Raw genomic sequence first — 20,270 nt, 5'->3', positions numbered from 1 at the left:
ATGCAGTCCATCTTTGACTGGCTGTCATCTGTTCTGGCGCTGCTTTTATGTGCCGCTGTGATTGATATGCTGATAACGGATTCGCCGATGAGGAAATATGTTCGCCTGACAGCGGGTCTCGTCATCATGGCCGCCCTGATTAAGCCGCTGTTTTCACCGGACTGGTCACCTGTGTTTGAACAGGATCAGGATTTGAATGCTTTTCAGGCAGTGACGGACCAGCACATTGACCAGCTGTCGGACTTATCAGAACTGGACTCTGCCACGTATATGGACCCGCAGCTTCAATCGGATGCCACTGCCGTTGCATCAGCTTTTCCTGCCTGTGAAGTGATGGATGTACAGTCAGAGGCGGCAGCGGATCAATTGACGCACGTTCGGATTCTTGCGCGGGGACAGTGTCCGGAGAGCAGCATTCAGCAGACTTTATCGGAAAAGTGGAATATCGAGCCGCATCAAGTGAATATGGTGATGGAAAAGGAGGAAAAAGGAGGTGGCTGACCGGCACTCGCTTTTCACTATGTGGAAAAATGGAAAAGTCGACAAACCATTGAAATGGGCCGCGATTGTTCTAGGCGGAGGTATTGCATTGATGGCACTGGGCGATTTAAACGGTTCAGAACCGGCCGAAATAACAAAAACGGTCGAAAGTGCTTCATCTGAAACAGATTATAAAAAGCTGTATGAAGCCGAACTGACTCGTGCGTTGAGTGAAATGGAAGGGGTATCGAACGTCTCGGTCATTGTCAATCTGGCTTCTTCAGAACAAAAAGTATTTGAGAAAAACCGTGTATCATCAAAGGGCTCCGGTGAAAACACAGTGGACGAGCAGCTGGCTGTACTGAGAAGCGGGGATTCAGAAAGCCCGGTCATGACCGAAACACGAAACCCGGATATTCAAGGTGTTCTCATCGTCGCACAAGGTGCTGAGCAGGTTCAGGTGAAAAAAAGAATGGCCGAAGCAGTTGCACGTGTACTCGGTGTTCCGTTGCATCGTGTAGCTGTCATGCCGGGGAAAACAGGAGGATAAACGAATGCCGAAAAAACAAACTGTATGGCTGTTTACGATGGTCAGCTTAACGGCTGTACTCGGTGTGTATTACGTAACAGGACCGGAAAAATTGCTCCCTGCTTCTTCTCTTGAGGAAGTGATTCCCGAAACCGCTGAAGATGTGGATGTAGATGTGGCGATTGAAGAGCCAGCGAGCGATGAAGTGTTTGAAATGATCCGACTTGAAGCAGACGAGGAAAGAAGCCGGCTGAAAGAAGAGCTGACGGCCAAAGTTGCATCAGCGGATCTGTCGGCAGAAGAAAAAGATGAAGCGTACACGAGCATGCAGCAGCTAGACGAACAGGCATCCAGTGAGCGGATGCTCGAAACGGTTATTAAATCAAAAGGATATGAAGATGCCCTCGTGCGCACGATGGATGGAGAAGTGCGCATCACCGTCAAATCGGACAGCCATTCCACCGAAGCGGCAAACGAGCTGATCCGCCTGGCTAAAGAAGAGATGGGCGAAAAAATGCCTGTTTCGGTTGAATTTGAACCATTTAAATAAAAAAAAGCACCCGCTTTTTTTAAGGCGGGCTTATTTCGTTTTGATTCAGTATTTGCTAATTGATGAAAAAAAGATAAAATGAAAGAAGGAGCTTTTTTCGAAAAAAGAAAATGGTTCGGTTATTTATTTCCTTAAAGGGGTGTTGGATACATGAAAGTGCAAGAAATTAGAGAATTGATCAAGCTGGTCGATCAATCAGGGATTGATGAATTTATATTCGAATCAGCGGGAAGCAAGCTGAAAATGAGAAAATCAACAGGAACGACTACATATGCGGCAGCACCAGAAGCACCAAAGCCGGCTGTTCAGCAAGCACCGGCTATTCAGCACGCTGACAGCACACCGGAAGTACAAGAAGTACCTGTTCCGGAAGCACCGAAATCAGCCCAGAGTGATTCAAGCCTACATAAAATCACATCACCGATGGTAGGGACATTTTATGAATCACCGTCACCGGATGCGGATGTGTACGTAAAGCCAGGATCTAAAATTAAGTCGGACTCCGTTGTCTGCATTGTGGAAGCGATGAAGCTGTTCAATGAAATTGAAGCTGAAATCGATGGCGAAATTGTCGAGATCCTTGTAAAAGACGGCCAGCTTGTTGAATACGGCCAGCCGCTTTTCTTAGTGAAACCGGAATAAAGGAGAATGACAATGATTAAAAAAGTACTGATTGCCAATCGTGGCGAAATTGCCGTGCGGATTATACGTGCGTGCAAGGAGCTTCAAATCGAAACCGTCGCGGTATTTTCAGAAGCCGATCGTGAAGCTCTTCATGTTCAGCTGGCTGATGAAGCGTACTGCATCGGACCAACAGCGTCAAAAGACAGCTATTTAAATTTCACAAACATTGTCAGCGTTGCCAAATTAACGGAATCAGACGCCATTCATCCCGGCTACGGGTTTTTGGCGGAAAATGCGAGCTTTGCTGAGCTTTGCCGTGAATGCAATATTACGTTCATCGGACCTTCACCTGAAGCCATCACGCAAATGGGAACAAAGGATGTTGCCCGCGATACGATGGAAAAAGCAGGCGTACCGATCGTTCCAGGGTCTGACGGCATTATTAAGGATATTGAAGAAGGTCTTGCTGTGGCAGCTCAAATCGGATATCCCGTCATTATTAAAGCGACTGCGGGCGGCGGCGGAAAAGGCATTCGTGTGGCCCGTGATGAAGCAGAGCTTGAAAAAGGAATCAATATGACGCAGCAGGAAGCCGCAACGGCATTTGGCAATCCGGGTGTATATTTAGAAAAATTCATTGAAGATTTCCGTCATGTGGAAATTCAAGTGATGGCGGATACACATGGCAATGTGATTCATTTAGGGGAACGGGATTGTACGATTCAGCGGCGCATGCAAAAGCTGCTCGAGGAAACACCTTCTCCGGCGTTAAATGAACAAATGAGAGCCGAAATGGGTGAAGCGGCTGTAAAAGCAGCCAAAGCAGTTGATTATACAGGGGCAGGCACGGTAGAATTTATATATGATGCCCATGCGGGAACGTTTTATTTCATGGAAATGAACACACGTATTCAGGTGGAGCATCCTGTTACGGAAATGGTGACAGGAGTGGACTTGATTAAGGAACAGATTTTAGTCGCTTCAGGCGAGGAGCTTTCGCTGACGCAGGAAAATGTTTCATTTAACGGCTGGTCCATTGAATGCCGGATCAACGCTGAAAATCCGGAGAAAAACTTTATGCCATCACCGGGCAGAGTGGAAGAATATTTACCGCCAGGCGGGTTTGGTGTCCGCATTGACTCGGCTGTGTATCCCGGCTATATGATTCCTCCCTTTTATGATTCGATGGTGGCTAAGCTGATCGTCCATGGGAAAACACGTGAGGAAGCCATTGCCCGGATGAAGCGTGCCCTATCAGAATTTGTTGTCGAAGGTGTCCATACAACGATTCCTTTCCATCAAAAATTGCTTGAGCATGACGTATTTGTTGGCGGCGATTTCAACACGAAATTTCTTGAAACGTATGATGTAATGAATAAGCAAATCTAATATGGAGGTGCAGAGTATGTCAGAACAGCAGTCTGTAAATCAAATACTTGAAATGAGCAACGGTGAAGGCGGCCACGGCCGGATTGAAATCGCGCCCGAGGTGATTGAAGTGATTGCCGGCATTGCGGCTTCAGAGGTAGACGGAATCGAAAAAATGCGCGGCAGCTTTGCGTCAGGCGTGGTAGAACGCCTCGGCAAGAAAAATCACGGCAAGGGTGTGCGGGTGGAATTAACCGAAGAAGGCATTAAAGTCGATGTATACTGCGTCGTGAAGTTCGGTGTGTCTATTCCACAGGTAGCCAAGCTTGTTCAAGAAGGCATCAGACAGACCCTTCTGAATATGACCGCCCTTGAAGCAGATGAAGTGAACATTCACATTGTCGGCATTCAATTTGAAACAAAACTGCCAGAACCAGAATACCAGGACGAAGTATAAAAAAAGCGCTCCGCATTGCAGGAGCGCTTTTTCATTTTGTTGATTTATGCTATGATCAAAAAGGCATTAATTAAAAAGGAGAAATTGAATGAATAGACGCACGGCACGGGAAAAGGGAATACAGGCCCTTTATCAAATGGATTTAAGCGGAGCAGAATCGGCAGAAGCGATCGCAAATGTGTTGGATGGGGACGAAAGCGACAGCACCTATTTGCATGAAATCGTATCAGGTGTCGAGCAGCACCGGGACGAGATCGACGAAGTCATTAAGAAAAACCTGGAGAATTGGTCGTTTGACCGTTTGGCGAAAGTAGACCGGAACATTTTGCGTCTTGCCGTATATGAGATGAATCATTCAGAAGACGTGCCAGCGAAAGTCGCAGTAAATGAAGCGATCGAACTGGCGAAATATTTTAGCGATGAACGCGCAGGCAAGTTTATTAACGGTGTGTTATCAAAAGTTAATCAATCAATGGAATAAGCGAGGGATTTTTTTCATGACAGCAGCGATTATTGATGGAAAAGCAATTGCGAAGGACATTCGAGCGGAACTAAAGGAAGAAATTGATTCACTGAAAGCAGCCGGTACTACACCGGGTCTTGCCGTTGTGATCGTTGGGGAGGACCCGGCGTCCCATACGTATGTGAACAGCAAGGAAAAAAGCAGCAAGGAAATCGGCATTTATTCAGAAGTTCACCGCTTTCCGGCTGACCTGACAGAAGAAGCGCTTCTTCAAAAAGTAAACGAGTTAAACAATGACCAAAACATTCATGGCATCCTTGTGCAGCTGCCGCTTCCAAAGCATATTTCTGAGGACAAGGTGATCGATGCGATTGCCCCTGAAAAAGATGTGGACGGCTTTCATCCTGTGAACGTTGGGAAAATGGTCATTGGCAAGGATACGTTTTATTCGTGTACACCATATGGCATCATGAAAATGCTGGAAAAAGAAAACATTTCATTAGAAGGCAAGCATGTCGTCGTGATCGGCCGAAGCAACATCGTTGGCAAGCCGGCAGCGCTTCTTTCACTGATGAACAATGCAACGGTGACGATCTGCCATTCGCGCACGAAAGACTTGCCTGCAATTGCGCGCCAGGCTGATGTCGTCATTGCGGCGGTCGGTATTCCGAATTACGTAACAGCCGATCACTTAAAGCCGGGTGCGGTTGTCATTGACGTCGGCATTAATCGTCTTGAAAGCGGCAAGCTCTGCGGTGATGTTGATTTTAACAGTGCAAAAGAAGTGGCAGGCTACATTACACCAGTGCCAGGCGGTGTTGGTCCGATGACGATCACGATGCTTCTTTACAATACAGTGAAATCAGCGAAAGCATTCGCGGCGAAATAATTTCATAGTAGAACAATGAAACTGTCTTTTCGATCGTGTTATAATCGAAAAGACAGTTTTTTTTGGAGAAAAAGGTGGGCAATACATGGAATCAAACCGGCATTTAACCGTGAAGGCATTAACCAAATACATAAAACGCAAATTTGACGCAGATCCTCATTTAAAAGGCGTGTCTGTCAAAGGAGAGCTTTCAAACGTCAAGCATCATTCGAGCGGTCATCTGTACTTTACTTTAAAGGATGACAATGCCCGAATCATGGCGGTGATGTTTGCGGCTTCCGCCAAATCGCTTCTCTTTCGACCGGAAAACGGGATGGAGGTTATCCTGACCGGTGATGTGACTGTTTACGAATCGAGCGGCCAATACCAAATGTATGTGAAATCGATGCAGCAGGACGGGGCCGGCAATTTATTTGCGGCATTTGAACAGCTGAAGCGAAAACTGGAGCAGGAAGGGCTGTTTCGTCCGGAAGCAAAGCGGCCGATTCCACTTTTTCCTGCGACAGTCGCGGTTGTGACGTCTCCAACCGGTGCGGCGGTCCGGGATATTTTAACGACCATTAACCGGCGCTTTCCGGCCGCTGAGGTGCTGATTTATCCCGCGCTAGTTCAAGGCGACCGGGCCGTCCAGTCGATCGTGACCCAGATTCAAAAAGTCAATCGGGACGGCCGGGCAGATGTTGTGATCGCAGGCCGTGGTGGAGGTTCCATTGAAGAGCTTTGGGCATTTAATGAAGAAGCGGTGGCCCGGGCGATCCGATCGTCCAGCATTCCGGTCATTTCAGCGGTCGGACATGAAACCGATTTTACCATTGCGGATTTTGCTGCCGATTTGCGCGCGCCAACACCGACAGCCGCTGCTGAAATGGCCGTTCCTCACATTGAGGAAGTATCCGAACGAATCAGAGCGAAAGAAAACCGGCTGATGCGCGCTGCAGGCGAGACCATTCGCACAGCAAGAAGCCGTCACCAGTCTGTCCAAAATGCTTATATTATGAGAAACCCTCAAGCTCTTTACCAGCAGCAGGTTGAACGGGCGGACCGGCTCCATGAACAGCTGATCCGCTCGACCAAAGCGCTTGCGGAGCGGAAAAAAACAACGGTGCAGCATGCAGCCTTTCGTCTTTCACGGGTAGGTCCTGCGCCGCGAATCGATTTTGAAAAAGCACAGCTGACCAAAATGCAAAAGCGTCTGCAATGGCTTGCTGCTTCAGCGGTCAGCGACAAAAAAGCCGGTTTTTCACAGCAAATCGCGATCCTTGATGCCTTAAGCCCGCTAAAGGTAATGGAAAGAGGGTACAGTTTAACGTATCACCAGGACAAACTGATGAAGTCCATTGATGAGACGAAAACCGGTGATCATATCGATGTAAAGCTATCCGATGGCACGATAACAGCCAGAATTGAATCAATCAGGGGGAACCATATATGAAAAAAGAAGAGTTAAGCTTTGAACAAGCAATGGAGCAGCTGGAAAAAATCACAGCGCGTCTGGAAGAAGGCGATGTGCCGCTTGAAGAAGCGCTGGAAGAATACAAGCGGGGAATGGAATTATCGGCGATCTGCCACAGCAAGCTGAAAAAAGCCGAAGATGAGCTTGCAAAGCTGGTCACAAACGAAGGAGATCAGCCGTATCGACTGGATGGTGAAGACGCATGACGGACATTAAATCCTATATGGAGGAAAAGCTGCTTCAGTTTGAGCCGTACATGCTTGACCGTGTCCAGCTGCTTCAAGCGCCGGATTCGCTTAAAGAAGCGATGGCTTATTCTCTTCAAGCCGGGGGGAAACGCATTCGGCCAATGCTCCTGTTTGCGGCACTTGAGACATACGGACAGGATGCAGAAAAAGGCTTTGATGCCGCCTGTGCTCTGGAAATGATTCATACGTATTCACTGATTCATGACGATCTTCCGGCGATGGATGACGATGATTTGCGCCGGGGCAAGCCAACGAACCATAAAGTGTTCGGAGAAGCAGTGGCGATTTTGGCGGGAGATGCGCTGTTAACGTATGCGTTTGAAATGGTTGCCTCGTCGAAGCTGTACAGCGCGGAGCAGGCGGTGAAGCTCATTAGCATGCTGGCAAAGGCTGCCGGACCGTCCGGCATGGTCGGCGGCCAGGTAGCAGACATGGAAGGGGAGCAAAAAGCCCTTTCGATTGAAGAGCTCGAATACATTCACCATCACAAAACAGGCCGTCTGCTTGCCTTTAGTGTGATGGCCGGTGCTTTCATTGGCGGGGCGGATGAACAGGATACAAAGCGGCTTGAAACATATGCGCGACATATCGGTCTTGCGTTCCAAATTAGAGATGACATATTAGACATCGAAGGAACAGAAGCCGAGATCGGAAAGCCGGTAGGCAGTGATGAATCAAATGAAAAAAGTACATATCCGTCTTTACTGACACTTGAGGGCGCCAAATTAAAGCTTGAGCAGGAGCTGGATAGTGCTCATGAGGCACTTGCATCTTTGAACCGTCCAGCGCCATTATTAAAAGCATTTGCTGATTTAATCGCCAAGCGGAACTCGTAAACTGCCGAAAATTGTTAGCGCAAAGAAGCGTGTGCTATAATAGCGGTACATTTTAACTAAATCTGAAACAGTCAGGAAAGTGAGCTGATCCACTTGGATCTATTATCCATTAAAGACCCGTCTTTTGTGAAAAACATGAATGTGCACGAAATGGAACAATTAAGTGCGGAAATACGTAAATTTCTTATTGAAAAATTATCGGTAACCGGCGGCCATATCGGTCCGAATCTTGGGGTTGTGGAGCTGACAATTGCTTTGCATCACTGCTTTAAAAGTCCGAAGGACAAATTTTTATTCGATGTCGGGCATCAATCGTACGTTCATAAAATTTTAACCGGGCGTGCGGACAAGTTTGATACATTGCGCCAATACAAAGGATTATGCGGATTCCCGAAAATGATCGAAAGTGAACATGACGTGTGGGAAACCGGACATAGCTCAACGTCCCTTTCCGCTGCAATGGGCATGGCGATTGCACGGGATTTAAAAAAGTCGGATGCGCATATTGTTCCAGTTATTGGAGATGGTGCGCTCACGGGCGGCATGGCTCTTGAGGCATTGAATCATATCGGACATGAAAAAACGAACATGATTGTCATTTTAAATGACAATGAAATGTCCATTGCGCCGAATGTCGGAGCGATGCACAATATGCTCGGCCGTATGAGAACCGGCGGCAAGTACAACAAGCTAAAGGACGATTTGGAGCTCCTGCTGAAGCGAATTCCAGCGGTTGGCGGAAAAGTAGCTTCCACGGCAGAGCGAATGAAGGACAGCTTAAAGTATATGTTTGTACCGGGGATGTTTTTTGAGGAATTCGGCTTTACGTATCTTGGACCGATTGATGGACACAGCTACGATGATTTAATTAAAAGCCTGGAGCAGGCGAAGCGGACAGAGGGACCTGTGCTTGTTCATGTGATCACAAAAAAAGGAAAAGGCTACGAGCCTGCAGAAACCGATACGGTTGGATCGTGGCACGGGACAGGTCCTTATAAAATGGATACGGGCGATATGATTAAAGCAAAAAATGAACCGCCTGCCTGGAGTGCAGTGGTCAGTGAAACCGTTCGTGAAATCGCCCGGACCGATGAGCGTGTGGTTGCGATTACGCCGGCTATGCCGGTTGGCTCCAAGCTCCTCGGATTCGCCAGTGAATTTCCGGAAAGAATGTTTGATGTCGGCATCGCGGAGCAGCATGCAGCGACAGTCGCAGCAGGCCTTGCAACGCAAGGAATGAAGCCGTTTTTAGCTATTTATTCTACCTTTTTACAACGGGCCTATGACCAGGTAGTTCACGATATTTGCCGCCCGAATTTAAATGTGTTTATTGGCATTGACCGTTCGGGTCTTGTCGGAGCCGATGGCGAAACGCATCAAGGCGTTTTTGATATCGCATTCCTTCGCCATTTACCTAATATGGTGCTCATGATGCCAAAGGATGAAAATGAAGGACGCCACATGGTCAATACGGCTATTCAGTATGATGAAGGCCCGATTGCTATGCGGTTTCCACGGGGCAATGGACTCGGCGTAGAAGTCGATCCGGAACTCGGCGTTATTCCAATCGGATCATGGGACGTTTTAAAAGAAGGGACCGATGCAGCCGTGCTCACATTCGGGACAACCATTCCGATGGCGCTTGAAGCAGCCGCTGAGCTTGAGCAGCAGGGAGTCAGCGTCAAAGTGATCAATGCCCGGTTCATCAAGCCGCTTGATGAACAAATGCTCGATCAGCTATTTGCCCTTGAATTGCCGCTGCTGACGATTGAAGAAGCGGTTCTTGAAGGCGGATTTGGCAGTGCGGTTCTGGAATATGCTCATTCCTCCGGCCAGCACGGGGTTGTCATTGATCGAATGGGAATTCCAGATCAATTTATTGAACATGGAAGCGTCACAAAGCTGCTTGAGGAAATTCATTTAACAAAGGAAGAAGCGGTCCGTAAATTAAGGGCGCTTGTACCGGAAAAGCAAGAGGAACGTGCATAACAATGGCCAAAAAAGAACGAATTGACGTCCTTTTAGTTGAAAAAGGATTAATCGAAACGAGAGAAAAAGCAAAACGGGCGGTTATGGCAGGCATCGTTTATTCCAATGAAGAACGGATCGATAAACCGGGCGAAAAAATTCCCGTGGATGCGCCGATTGAACTAAAAGGAAAAACAATGCCGTACGTCAGCCGGGGTGGATTAAAGCTCGAAAAAGCGCTGCAGGTATTTGATTTATCAGTTGAGGGCAAGATACTGATTGACATCGGTGCATCAACAGGCGGTTTCACGGACTGTGCCCTTCAAAACGGCGCTAAAATGTCTTACGCGCTTGACGTTGGCTATAATCAGCTTGCCTGGAAGCTTCGTCAGGATGAGCGGGTTGTTGTCATGGAACGGACGAATTTTCGCTACGTGACACCGGCCGATTTGGAACGGGGCATGCCTGATTTAGCTGTAATTGATGTGTCCTTTATTTCCTTATCACTCATCTTACCGGTGTTAAAAACGCTGCTCGTAGAAGGAGCGGACGTGATGGCGCTTGTGAAGCCACAGTTTGAAGCAGGACGCGAGCAGGTTGGCAAAAAAGGAATTGTTCGCGATCCCGCCGTTCATCAGGCTGTGATTGAAAAAATCATTCAGCTCGCCGTTTCACTTGGCTACAATGTCGTAAACGTTTCACATTCCCCGATCACAGGCGGAGATGGCAATATTGAATTTTTGCTGCATATTCGATGGCCAGGAGAAGGGCAGGGGGGACAGGTCAGCCTGCCCCTTACCCCTCTTGAAGCCGTTCAGACAGCACACCAGGAATTCAAACAAAAATAGCGGCATGGAGATAGAGAAGCGGCCAATTCCTGAAGAATAGACGGAAACGAGCCGCTTTTTCTATACTTTTTTCATTCGGTAAAGTATGATAATGTATAAACAAGTATAATTATACATTATGAGGTGAACGAAATGAATAAAGGCCAACGACATATAAAAATTAGAGAAATGATTGCCAATAATGAAATCGAAACACAGGATGAACTCGTTGATTTGCTTCGGGAAGCCGGCTATAACGTCACACAGGCAACAATTTCCCGGGATATTAAAGAGCTTCATCTTGTGAAAGTGCCACTTATGGATGGGCGGTATAAGTACAGCCTGCCCGCGGATCAGCGGTTTAATCCGCTGCAAAAGCTAAAAAGATCCCTTGTTGACTGTTTTGTCAGCATTGATTCTGCCGGTCATTTTGTCGTCATGAAAACACTGCCTGGGAACGCTCAGGCTGTAGGGGCCCTGATCGATAATCTGGACTGGGAAGAAATTATGGGGACGATTTGCGGGGATGATACGTGCCTGCTCATTTGCCGGGCGCCTGAACATACCGAGGTTGTATCAGCCCGCTTTTTAGAAATGCTTTAATAAGGATGTGACCGATTGTGCTTCAGGAATTATCCATTCGTCATTTTGCCATTATCGATGCCCTTGCTCTTTCGTTTGAACGGGGCCTGACCGTCTTGACCGGTGAAACAGGTGCTGGGAAATCGATCATTATCGATGCGCTTCAATTGCTTACGGGAGGCAGAGGATCGGGTGAATTCGTTCGTCATGGAGAGAAAAAAGCAGAAATAGAAGGAATGTTTTCGATTCATGCCGATCATCCGTGCATTCCGCTATGCCAGGAGTTTGGAATCGAAGCAGATGAAGAATCGATCATTTTACGCAGAGAAATATCCGCTGCGGGAAAAAGTGTCTGCCGTGTAAATGGCAAGATGGTCACACTGTCGATTTTGCGTGAAATTGGGGCAAAGCTCATGGATATTCACGGACAGCATGAGCATCAGGAATTAATGAATGCGCCCAGTCATATTCGTCTTCTGGATGATTTTGGCGGGAGATCGATTGAACAGGCACGTCGCCGGTACGAAGAGGTTTTTCATCAATATGCCCACCTGCAGTCAGAAATCCGCCGCTTAAGCGAGAACGATCAGCACCTTGCTCATCGGCTGGATTTAATTCAGTTTCAGCTGAATGAAATTGAAAATGCATCTCTCGTGTCAGGTGAAGAAGAAAAGCTGGAAGCAGAACGGCAGCAGCTGGCCAACTTTGAAAAGTTGTACGGCGCTTTGTCTGAAGCGTATAATGCGCTGTCAGGGGAAGGACGAGCTCTTGACTGGCTTGGACTCAGTATGAACGGTCTGGAGTCGGCGGCTTCTATTAATGAAGAATACAAGCCGCTCCATGAATCCGCCGCCAACAGCTTTTACGTGCTGGAGGACACAGTTCGGGATGTCAGCTCATTGCTCGACACACTTGAATTCAACCCCGGACGCTTAAATGAAATTCAAAGCCGGTTAAATGAGATCAGTCAGCTAAAGCGGAAGTACGGAACGACGATTGATGAAATCCTTCATTACAGCGAAACCATTGCGAAGGAAATCGACCAGCTCACGCATCGTGATACGCACGTAACCCGTCTTCAAAAAGAGCTGGAGGAAGCAAAAAAGCATGTGTTGGCTGAAGGACAGAAGCTATCGCTGCTTCGTCTGGACGCTGCACGGCAGCTTGAAGAAGCCATTCATCAGGAACTGAAAGAGCTGTATATGGAAAAAACGGTATTCAATGTGAATGTTCAAACCGAGTCGGGGCAGTTTAGAAAAGACGGCATCGATCAAATTGAATTTTACATGACAACCAACCCGGGAGAACCGTTAAAGCCCCTTGTGAAAATTGCATCGGGCGGTGAAATGTCACGTGTCATGCTGGCGATGAAAACCATTTTTTCGCGCCATCAAGGCATTACTTCCATTATTTTTGATGAAGTGGACACAGGGGTCAGCGGCCGTGTAGCGCAGGCGATTGGTGAAAAAATTTACAAAATTGCTGTTCATTCGCAAGTGCTTTGTATTTCCCATTTGCCTCAGGTTGCCGCAATGGCGGATACGCATCTTTATATTCAAAAGCAGCAGGGCGGTGCCCGAACGAGCACGACGGTCACGCCGCTTGACGAAGAGGAAAAAGCATCCGAAATTGGCCGTATGATTTCCGGTGCCGAAATGACGGACTTAACGAAAGAGCATGCAAAGGAGCTTCTGGCGTTATCCGCAAAAATTAAACATTCGGCTGTTTGAAAAGCCATCCATCTAGACCCCTAATTACCGTCATAACGAATCCACACTCCGGACAAAGTAACAAAGCAAGAGGAAAAGGAGGGAGTGGTATGGCGGTATTGAACAGGGGTCTTTTTTCTTTTTTGCTTTCATTGATAATGCTGGCAGCGGGCGGTTCAGCGATACAGGCAGAGCAAACCGAAACAGAATTGCTTCAATCGGCGGGATTTCCGGCGGCAGAGGGACAAAGAGAACGCATTTTTGTCGTGCCTGGCGGACAATCAGTGGGGGTTCAGCTTGAAACAAAAGGTCTTTATGTCGTCGGTTTTCATTTTATCGAAACGGACACAGAACGGATTTCACCGGGTGAAACGGCGGGGCTTCTGCCTGGAGACGTCATTACAAAGGTGAATGGAACGAAAATAAATGATCCTCAAGCGATTCGACCGTACGTGCTCAAAGCGGCAGAAGGGGGAAAAAGCGTTCAGTTGACGGTTCTTCGCGGCAAAAAGACGATGGACATTGCCGTGAAGCCTGTTAAAGACGCAGGCACGGACACGTTTAAGCTCGGCTTATACATTAAAAACAAAACCGCTGGTATCGGCACGCTGACGTTTTATGAGCCGAAGTCCAAAAAGTTCGGGGCGCTGGGCCATGTCATCAGCGATCTTCAATCAGGAAAGCCGTTTGCTCCAATAAAAGGCACGCTCCACCCGGCCCGTATTACCGGGATCAAAAAAGCGGCAGAAGGAGTTCCGGGGGAAAAAACAGCTGACATTCCGACTGAACAGAAGTGGGGAACCATTTCTTCCAACACTCCGTTCGGCTTGTTCGGGCGGCTCACGGCTGATTTAAACGGAGGCAAGGTGTATCCGGCGGCTCATCCGGATGAGGTAAAGGAAGGACCGGCAGAAATCTGGACTGTGACCGAAAACAACCGGATCGAAAAATACACCATTTCGGTTACCCGTACGCTTCAGCAAACAAAGCCTGCCGTTAAAGGCATGATCATTAAAATGACCGACCCGCGTCTTATTGAACAAACGGGCGGCATTGTGCAGGGAATGAGCGGCAGCCCTATTTTGCAAAATGGGCGAGTGATCGGAGCGGTGACCCACGTTTTTGTGAATGATCCATTGTCTGGCTACGGCGTGCACATTGACTGGATGCTGAAGGATGCAGGTATTATTTAAAGAGCGCAGCTGCGCTCTTTTTTTTGACGAATAATAGAGGGAAAACAAGTGAAAAACGTCGAAAAATGACAAAAAAACGTGTAAAATAAATATTTTGAATTTTTTAAAGGAATCCATTTCGCTTTGTCGAAAAAAGCATTAGAATAACCTTAAGGATGTTGAGGAATGAGGAGGAATCATTTTGAGTGAAATAAAGGTGGCAATTGCAGACGATAATCGGCAGCTCGTTCAGCTTCTTGAGGAAGTGGTAACAAGCCAGGAAGACATGATCATTGCCGGAACAGCCTACAATGGTCAAGAATGTTTGGACATGCTGCCTGAAGCGGAAGCGGACGTTCTCATTTTGGATATTATTATGCCGCATATGGACGGTCTTGCCGTTTTAGAGCGGCTTCGGTCAAGTGGCCATAAACAGCCTCACGTCATTATGCTGACGGCTTTTGGGCAGGAGGACGTGACGAAAAAAGCGGTGGATCTCGGTGCATCTTACTTTATGCTGAAACCGTTTGATATGGAAAGCTTAATCAATCAAATCAGGCAGGTCGCCGGCATTGAGCAGCCGAGACAGCGAATCGAACGAAAAGAAGAACCGAAAAAACAAAAGAAAAACATCGACGCCAGCATTACAGCCGTCATTCATGAAATCGGTGTTCCCGCTCACATTAAGGGATATTTGTATTTGCGAGAAGCGATTACAATGGTGTTTAATGACATCGAATTATTGGGCTCTATCACAAAGGTGCTGTACCCTGAGATCGCCCGCAAATACAATACAACACCAAGCCGGGTCGAGCGTGCCATTCGCCATGCGATTGAAGTCGCCTGGAGCCGGGGCAACATGGAATCCATCGCCGCCCTGTTCGGTTATACCGTATCGGTGTCAAAGGCAAAGCCAACAAATAGTGAATTCATCGCTATGGTGGCGGACAAGCTCCGTATCGAATACATGGCTTCTTAAAAACCGCTCCTAATAGAAAAAACCGACCGATTGGTAATCAATGGGTCGGCTTTTTCATTTGCGGCCATGCGTTATTCCTTATCTTGAAACTTCGGCTGGACTTTATTTTGCTTGCGGTCCCGTCTGAAAATAAAACCGGCCACAAAGCCAAGGCCGCCCAGAAACAGGAGAAGGCCGGCTAAAAATTGCATCCAGAGCAGTGGAAACGGCGGCTGAAGAATGCCAAATAACATGTCGCGCATTAATTTAATCCCGACACCGGCTAAAAAGCCAGGAATAACGAGGATAAGCAAAGCGATAATCCGGATCATACGTAAACCCTTCTTTCCATGAAGCTTCTATTCCACATCATAGCGCAACCGCTTTATTTGTCAAGAAACGCGAAAAAAATAAAAAATCAGCCTTTATTACATGACATAGTTTTAAAAACCGTATACAATGATGAAGGAATGTTATCAAAAAGGAGCGAGTCACTATGGCTAAAAATTATGACCTGGTCATTATAGGTGGGGGTATTGGCGGGTATACAGCGGCAATTCGGGCAGCACAGCTGGGGCTTCAAACAGCGATAGTGGAAGAAAGCAAGCTGGGCGGTACATGTCTGCATCATGGATGTATTCCGACAAAAGCGCTGCTTAGAAGTGCAGAAGTGTACCGTACCGTGAAAAAGGCGGCGGCTTTCGGCATTAAAACCGGTGAGACAGACCTGCAATTTAGCCGTGTGCAGGAAAGAAAGGCTGAGATTGTACATACACTGCATCAAGGCGTTCTCTCGTTAATGAAAAAAGGCAGCATCGATTTATATGACGGAACAGGACGGATTCTAGGTCCTTCTTTGTTTTCTCCAATGACAGGAACCATTTCGGTCGAGATGAACGATGGATCGGAAAATGTCATGCTTATGCCGAAGCACATTATCATCGCCACCGGATCAAGACCTGCTTCTATTGCCGGTTTACAGCCAGATGGAGAACGCATTCTTTCATCAACGGAAGCACTGGAAATGGAAAGAGTCCCATCCTCCATATTGATTGTCGGCGGGGGCGTAATCGGTGTGGAATGGGCTTCCATGCTGGCGGATTTCGGGAGCCGTGTGACGCTGCTCGAATATGCGGACCGGATTTTGCCAATGGAGGATCATGACGTATCAGCGGAAGTGCAAAAGCAGCTCCAAAAACGAAAGGTGAACATTGTGGTGAAAGCCGATGTTCAAGCAGATACTCTTCAAACGTATCCGGATCATGTGTCTATTCAAACAGCGGACGGCCAAGAATTTTCAGCTCAGCACATGCTCATTGCAGCAGGGCGCACAGGAAATGTAGAAAATATAGGGCTTGAAAAAACGGACATAAGCATTGAAAATGGACGTATCGAAGTGAACGAGTGGATGCAGACGAAAGAGTCGCACATTTATGCTGCTGGTGATGTGACGGGGGGCTTGCAGCTTGCTCATGTGGCCGCGTATGAAGCCAAAACAGCTGTGGAGCATTTGGCCGGACAGGCGGTTGAGCCGATTGACTATACGTTTGTGCCCCGCTGTATTTATTCCTATCCGGAAGCGGCCAGTGTCGGCTTAACAGAACAGCAGGCGCGGGAGCAGCAAAAGGACGTCAAAGTCGGCAAGTTTCCGTTTTCGGCTATCGGCAAAGCAATTGTATACGGTGAAACAGACGGGTTTGTCAAAGTGATTTCTGATGCACAAACAGATGATCTTCTCGGTATTCACATCGTAGGCCCACATGCGACAGAATTAATAGCAGAGGCGGCACTTGGCAAATGGCTGGATGCCTCCGGCTGGGAAATGGGCGCGATGGTACATCCTCATCCTGCCCTGTCAGAAGCGATGGGAGAAGCGGCATTAATGCTAGATGGCAAAGCCATTCACTTTTAAGAGGAGCGATAAACATGGACCAAAAGCATAAACAAGCAGGACTGACAGATGAAACGGTCATCCAGATGTATGAGATGATGCTGCTCACACGCCGTCTCGATGAAAGAATGTGGCTGTTAAACCGTTCGGGCAAAATCCCATTTGTCGTATCCGGACAGGGACAGGAGGCGGCACAAATCGGGGCTGCCTTTGCATTAAATCGTGACGAGGATTATTTGCTGCCTTATTACCGGGATTTCGGCGCGGTTTTAGCATTTGGCATGACAGTGAAAGAATTAATGCTGTCGGCGTTTGCCAAAGCAGAGGACCCGAACTCCGGCGGACGTCAAATGCCGGGTCATTTTGGGCAAAGAAAAAATCGGATTGTGACAGGATCATCACCCGTGACAACGCAGGTTCCTCATGCAGCAGGCATCGCTCTTGCAGCCAAAATGGATCAAAAGCCGATCGTTTCTCTTGTCACGTTCGGCGAAGGGTCTTCTAATCAGGGAGACTTTCATGAAGGCGCAAACTTTGCCGGCGTTCATCAATTACCTGTTATTTTTTTATGTGAAAATAATCAATATGCCATTTCAGTTCCGTACACAAAGCAGGTGGCAGCAAAAAACATTTCGGACCGAGCCGTTGGATACGGCATGCCGGGCTTTACGATCGATGGAAATGATCCGATAGCGGTGTATCAGTGTGTGAAAAACGCTGCAGATCGTGCCAGACGAGGTGAAGGCCCTACATTAATCGAAACGATCACCTGCAGACTAACACCACACACATCTGATGACGATGACCGGGCATATCGGACAGCTGATGAAGTGAAAAAAGCAAAAGAGCTGGACCCGTTGCTCTCGTTTCGTACATATGTGAAGGAAGCAGGGCTTTTAACAGAGGAGCGGGAACAGCAGCTGGAGCAAGAGATTCTGCACATCATTAATGAAGCGACAGACTACGCGGAGCAGGCGCCTTATGCGAGCCCTGAATCATCTTTGCAGCACGTGTACGCCGATACAAAAGGAGGGGAATAACGATGGCGATTATTTCGTATATCGAAGCAGTTACGATGGCCCTCCGGGAAGAAATGGAACGGGATTCCAATGTGTTTATCCTCGGAGAAGACGTCGGCAAAAAAGGCGGTGTGTTTAAAGCAACAGAAGGGCTGTATGAGCAGTTTGGCGAAGCGCGTGTTCTGGATACGCCTCTTGCTGAATCAGCGATTGCCGGAGTCGCCATTGGTGCGTCAATGGCGGGGAAACGGCCGGTTGCTGAAATGCAGTTTGCGGACTTTATTATGCCGGCGGTGAATCAAATCATTTCAGAAGCTGCGCGAATCCGCTACCGCTCAAACAATGACTGGCATTGCCCGATCGTCATTCGAGCTCCGTACGGCGGTGGGATTCACGGTGCTCTTTATCATTCACAGTCTGTTGAAGCGATCTTCGCCAATCAGCCCGGCTTGAAAATTGTCATGCCGTCCACTCCTTATGACGTAAAAGGTCTCTTGAAAGCGGCGATTCGTGACGAAGACCCTGTTTTGTTTTTTGAGCATAAAAAAGCGTACCGGTCGATTAAAGGGGAAGTGCCGGACGATGATTACGTGCTGCCGATCGGCAAAGCCGATGTGAAACGAAAGGGAGAGGACTTGACCGTCATTACATACGGCCTTTCTGTTCACTTTGCGCTACAGGCGGCAGAAAAGCTTGCACAGGACGGGATTCAAGCAGAAGTCGTTGATTTGCGAACGGTATATCCGATTGATAAGGAGACCATTATTGAATCAGCCAGCAAAACGGGCAAGGTGCTTCTCGTGACAGAGGACAACAAAGAAGGCAGTGTCATGAGTGAAGTGGCTGCCATCATCGCTGAGCATTGCCTGTTTGATTTGGATGCACCGATCAACCGTCTTGCGGGACCTGATGTTCCGGCTATGCCGTACGCGCTGCCAATGGAGAAATATTTCATGATGAGCCCTGAAAAAGTAGAAAAAGCGATGCGTGATCTCGCAGAATTTTAACGGAAAGAAGGAGAAAGCATGGCGATTCAACCTGTAAAAATGCCAAAGCTTGGTGAAAGTGTCACCGAAGGAACGATTACAAAGTGGCTGGTCGCACCCGGTGATCATGTGCAGAAGTATGATCCGATTGCTGAAGTGCTGACGGATAAAGTGACCGCAGATATTCCTTCCTCATATACCGGTACAATAAAAGAAATAATGGCAAAAGAAGATGAAAAAATAGCGGTAGATGACGTGATCTGCACGATCGAAACGGAAGAAGCGGAAGCGGGCAAGGAGCAGCCTGAGACTTCCACCATGCAGGAAAACAAGGAACAGAATCAAAGCGGCCGTTTTTCACCCGCTGTTTTAAAATTGTCTCAGCTTCATCACATCGACTTGTCGAAAGTAAAAGGAAGCGGGCGGGGCGGACGTGTAACGAGAAAGGATGTCCAGCACGTTATTGATCATGGCAGTGACGGAGTACAGATTAGCGAATTCGCCGCTTCATCAACAGAGGACGAACGGCATACGATTGTGCCGGTGGACGGCATTAAACAAACAGTAGCAGCCAATATGGTGAAAACGATGCAGGAAGTGCCGCATGCGTGGATGATGATCGAAGTGGATGCAACAAATCTGGTTCGCTATCGGGAGGCTGTAAAAGAATCGTTTAAAAAAGCGGAAGGCTACAATGTGACGTACTTTGCTTTTTTTGTGAAGGCAGTGGCGCGGGCACTCAAGGAGTTCCCCGAAATGAATGCCATGTGGGCAGGAGACCATATCGTGCGCAAAAAAGACATCCATATTTCCATCGCGGTGGCAGCGGATGACAAGCTGTTCGTTCCGGTCGTCAAGCAGGCCGATGAAAAATCCATTAAAGGCATCGCCAGAGACGTGAACGAGTTAGCCCGAAAAGCACGATCAGGTACTCTTTCAGCGGAAGATGTGAACGGCGGCACCTTTACCGTTAATAATACCGGCTCGTTTGGCTCTGTCCAGTCAATGGGCATCATTAATTATCCGCAGGCCGCCATTCTGCAGGTGGAATCGATCGTCAAAAGACCCGTGATCATCGATGGCATGATCGCTGTGCGCGACATGGTCAACCTGTGCCTGTCGCTCGACCACCGTGTGCTTGACGGCCTCATTTGCGGCCGGTTCATGCAGCGGGTGAAAGAATTGCTCGAAGCCGCATCCGAAGAAACGATGCCAATTTACTAGAGTCTGTTAACCGGCAGAGACTTTCAAAAGCATGAAA

At 47.9% G+C, this 20,270-nt stretch carries 22 protein-coding genes; 21 read left to right on the top strand and 1 reads right to left on the bottom strand.

Annotated elements, in window-relative coordinates; translation table 11 throughout:
• The 17 genes from BW952_RS02500 to spo0A all read left to right on the top strand — a co-directional run bounded on the left by BW952_RS02500 (position 1) and on the right by spo0A (position 15,134).
• Positions 1-501 (top strand): stage III sporulation protein AF, encoded by a 501-nt coding sequence (locus BW952_RS02500; RefSeq protein WP_045850943.1) that lies wholly within the window; start codon positions 1-3, stop codon positions 499-501.
• A complete protein-coding gene (locus BW952_RS02495; protein ID WP_052698451.1) occupies positions 494-1,030 on the top strand; it encodes a hypothetical protein in 537 nt (178 codons plus the stop codon). The genes BW952_RS02500 and BW952_RS02495 overlap by 8 nt, the downstream gene beginning before the upstream one ends.
• 4 nt (positions 1,031-1,034) lie before the next feature.
• Positions 1,035-1,559: a SpoIIIAH-like family protein gene (locus BW952_RS02490; RefSeq protein WP_045850942.1), complete on the top strand. Its 525-nt coding sequence runs from the start codon at positions 1,035-1,037 to the stop codon at positions 1,557-1,559.
• A 150-nt stretch (positions 1,560-1,709) separates the two neighbouring features.
• The gene (gene accB / locus BW952_RS02485) at positions 1,710-2,201 is read left to right on the top strand and encodes an acetyl-CoA carboxylase biotin carboxyl carrier protein (RefSeq protein ID WP_045850941.1); all 492 of its coding nucleotides are present in this window, start codon (positions 1,710-1,712) and stop codon (positions 2,199-2,201) included.
• Between the two features lie 12 nt (positions 2,202-2,213).
• A complete protein-coding gene (gene accC / locus BW952_RS02480; protein WP_045850940.1) occupies positions 2,214-3,572 on the top strand; it encodes an acetyl-CoA carboxylase biotin carboxylase subunit in 1,359 nt (452 codons plus the stop codon).
• A 16-nt stretch (positions 3,573-3,588) separates the two neighbouring features.
• Positions 3,589-4,008, top strand: a complete 420-nt coding sequence (locus tag BW952_RS02475; protein WP_045850939.1) for an Asp23/Gls24 family envelope stress response protein — start codon at positions 3,589-3,591, stop codon at positions 4,006-4,008.
• An 88-nt stretch (positions 4,009-4,096) separates the two neighbouring features.
• Entirely contained in the window at positions 4,097-4,489 is a 393-nt protein-coding gene (gene nusB / locus BW952_RS02470) for a transcription antitermination factor NusB (RefSeq protein ID WP_045850938.1), read from the top strand.
• Between the two features lie 16 nt (positions 4,490-4,505).
• Complete coding sequence (folD, locus tag BW952_RS02465; protein WP_045850937.1) at positions 4,506-5,360, top strand: bifunctional methylenetetrahydrofolate dehydrogenase/methenyltetrahydrofolate cyclohydrolase FolD; 855 nt, start codon at positions 4,506-4,508, stop codon at positions 5,358-5,360.
• An 85-nt stretch (positions 5,361-5,445) separates the two neighbouring features.
• Positions 5,446-6,792, top strand: a complete 1,347-nt coding sequence (xseA, locus tag BW952_RS02460; protein ID WP_045850936.1) for an exodeoxyribonuclease VII large subunit — start codon at positions 5,446-5,448, stop codon at positions 6,790-6,792.
• Positions 6,789-7,019, top strand: coding sequence for an exodeoxyribonuclease VII small subunit (gene xseB / locus BW952_RS02455; protein ID WP_045850935.1), 231 nt, complete (start codon positions 6,789-6,791; stop codon positions 7,017-7,019). Before xseA ends, xseB begins: the two co-directional genes overlap by 4 nt.
• Positions 7,016-7,897 (top strand): polyprenyl synthetase family protein, encoded by an 882-nt coding sequence (locus BW952_RS02450; RefSeq protein WP_045850934.1) that lies wholly within the window; start codon positions 7,016-7,018, stop codon positions 7,895-7,897. The genes xseB and BW952_RS02450 overlap by 4 nt, the downstream gene beginning before the upstream one ends.
• A 93-nt stretch (positions 7,898-7,990) precedes the next feature.
• Positions 7,991-9,886, top strand: coding sequence for a 1-deoxy-D-xylulose-5-phosphate synthase (gene dxs / locus BW952_RS02445; protein ID WP_045850933.1), 1,896 nt, complete (start codon positions 7,991-7,993; stop codon positions 9,884-9,886).
• A gap of 2 nt (positions 9,887-9,888) precedes the next feature.
• Positions 9,889-10,713, top strand: a complete 825-nt coding sequence (locus tag BW952_RS02440) for a TlyA family RNA methyltransferase (protein WP_045850932.1) — start codon at positions 9,889-9,891, stop codon at positions 10,711-10,713.
• Positions 10,714-10,845: 132 nt separating this feature from the next.
• Positions 10,846-11,295: a transcriptional regulator AhrC/ArgR gene (gene ahrC / locus BW952_RS02435; RefSeq protein WP_045850931.1), complete on the top strand. Its 450-nt coding sequence runs from the start codon at positions 10,846-10,848 to the stop codon at positions 11,293-11,295.
• A gap of 17 nt (positions 11,296-11,312) precedes the next feature.
• On the top strand, positions 11,313-13,004 hold the full coding sequence (gene recN / locus BW952_RS02430; protein WP_045850930.1) for a DNA repair protein RecN: 1,692 nt from the start codon (positions 11,313-11,315) through the stop codon (positions 13,002-13,004).
• Between the two features lie 89 nt (positions 13,005-13,093).
• Positions 13,094-14,176, top strand: coding sequence for a SpoIVB peptidase (gene spoIVB, locus BW952_RS02425; protein ID WP_052698450.1), 1,083 nt, complete (start codon positions 13,094-13,096; stop codon positions 14,174-14,176).
• Positions 14,177-14,357: 181 nt separating this feature from the next.
• Positions 14,358-15,134: a sporulation transcription factor Spo0A gene (gene spo0A / locus BW952_RS02420; protein ID WP_045850929.1), complete on the top strand. Its 777-nt coding sequence runs from the start codon at positions 14,358-14,360 to the stop codon at positions 15,132-15,134.
• Between the two features lie 71 nt (positions 15,135-15,205).
• Here spo0A and BW952_RS02415 read toward each other — a convergent pair whose 3' ends face one another.
• Positions 15,206-15,445, bottom strand: coding sequence for a DUF2627 domain-containing protein (locus BW952_RS02415; protein WP_045850928.1), 240 nt, complete (start codon positions 15,443-15,445; stop codon positions 15,206-15,208).
• 164 nt (positions 15,446-15,609) lie between these two features.
• On the opposite strand from BW952_RS02415, the gene lpdA reads away from it, so the two are divergent.
• Genes lpdA through BW952_RS02395 form a run of 4 tightly spaced genes read left to right on the top strand, consistent with a single transcriptional unit; the run spans position 15,610 to position 20,233 of the window.
• Positions 15,610-17,025: a dihydrolipoyl dehydrogenase gene (gene lpdA / locus BW952_RS02410; RefSeq protein ID WP_045850927.1), complete on the top strand. Its 1,416-nt coding sequence runs from the start codon at positions 15,610-15,612 to the stop codon at positions 17,023-17,025.
• A 14-nt stretch (positions 17,026-17,039) separates the two neighbouring features.
• Positions 17,040-18,044: a thiamine pyrophosphate-dependent dehydrogenase E1 component subunit alpha gene (locus BW952_RS02405; protein ID WP_045850926.1), complete on the top strand. Its 1,005-nt coding sequence runs from the start codon at positions 17,040-17,042 to the stop codon at positions 18,042-18,044.
• A gap of 2 nt (positions 18,045-18,046) precedes the next feature.
• Positions 18,047-19,030, top strand: a complete 984-nt coding sequence (locus tag BW952_RS02400; protein ID WP_045850925.1) for an alpha-ketoacid dehydrogenase subunit beta — start codon at positions 18,047-18,049, stop codon at positions 19,028-19,030.
• 18 nt (positions 19,031-19,048) lie between these two features.
• Positions 19,049-20,233 (top strand): dihydrolipoamide acetyltransferase family protein, encoded by a 1,185-nt coding sequence (locus BW952_RS02395; protein WP_045850924.1) that lies wholly within the window; start codon positions 19,049-19,051, stop codon positions 20,231-20,233.
• Positions 20,234-20,270 lie beyond the last annotated feature (37 nt).

Origin of the sequence: Domibacillus enclensis (genome assembly GCF_900156125.1) — a bacterium.
GTDB classification, from domain to species: Bacteria; Bacillota; Bacilli; order Bacillales; family Domibacillaceae; genus Domibacillus; species Domibacillus enclensis.
This window is presented reverse-complemented; position numbering and strand designations above follow the sequence as displayed.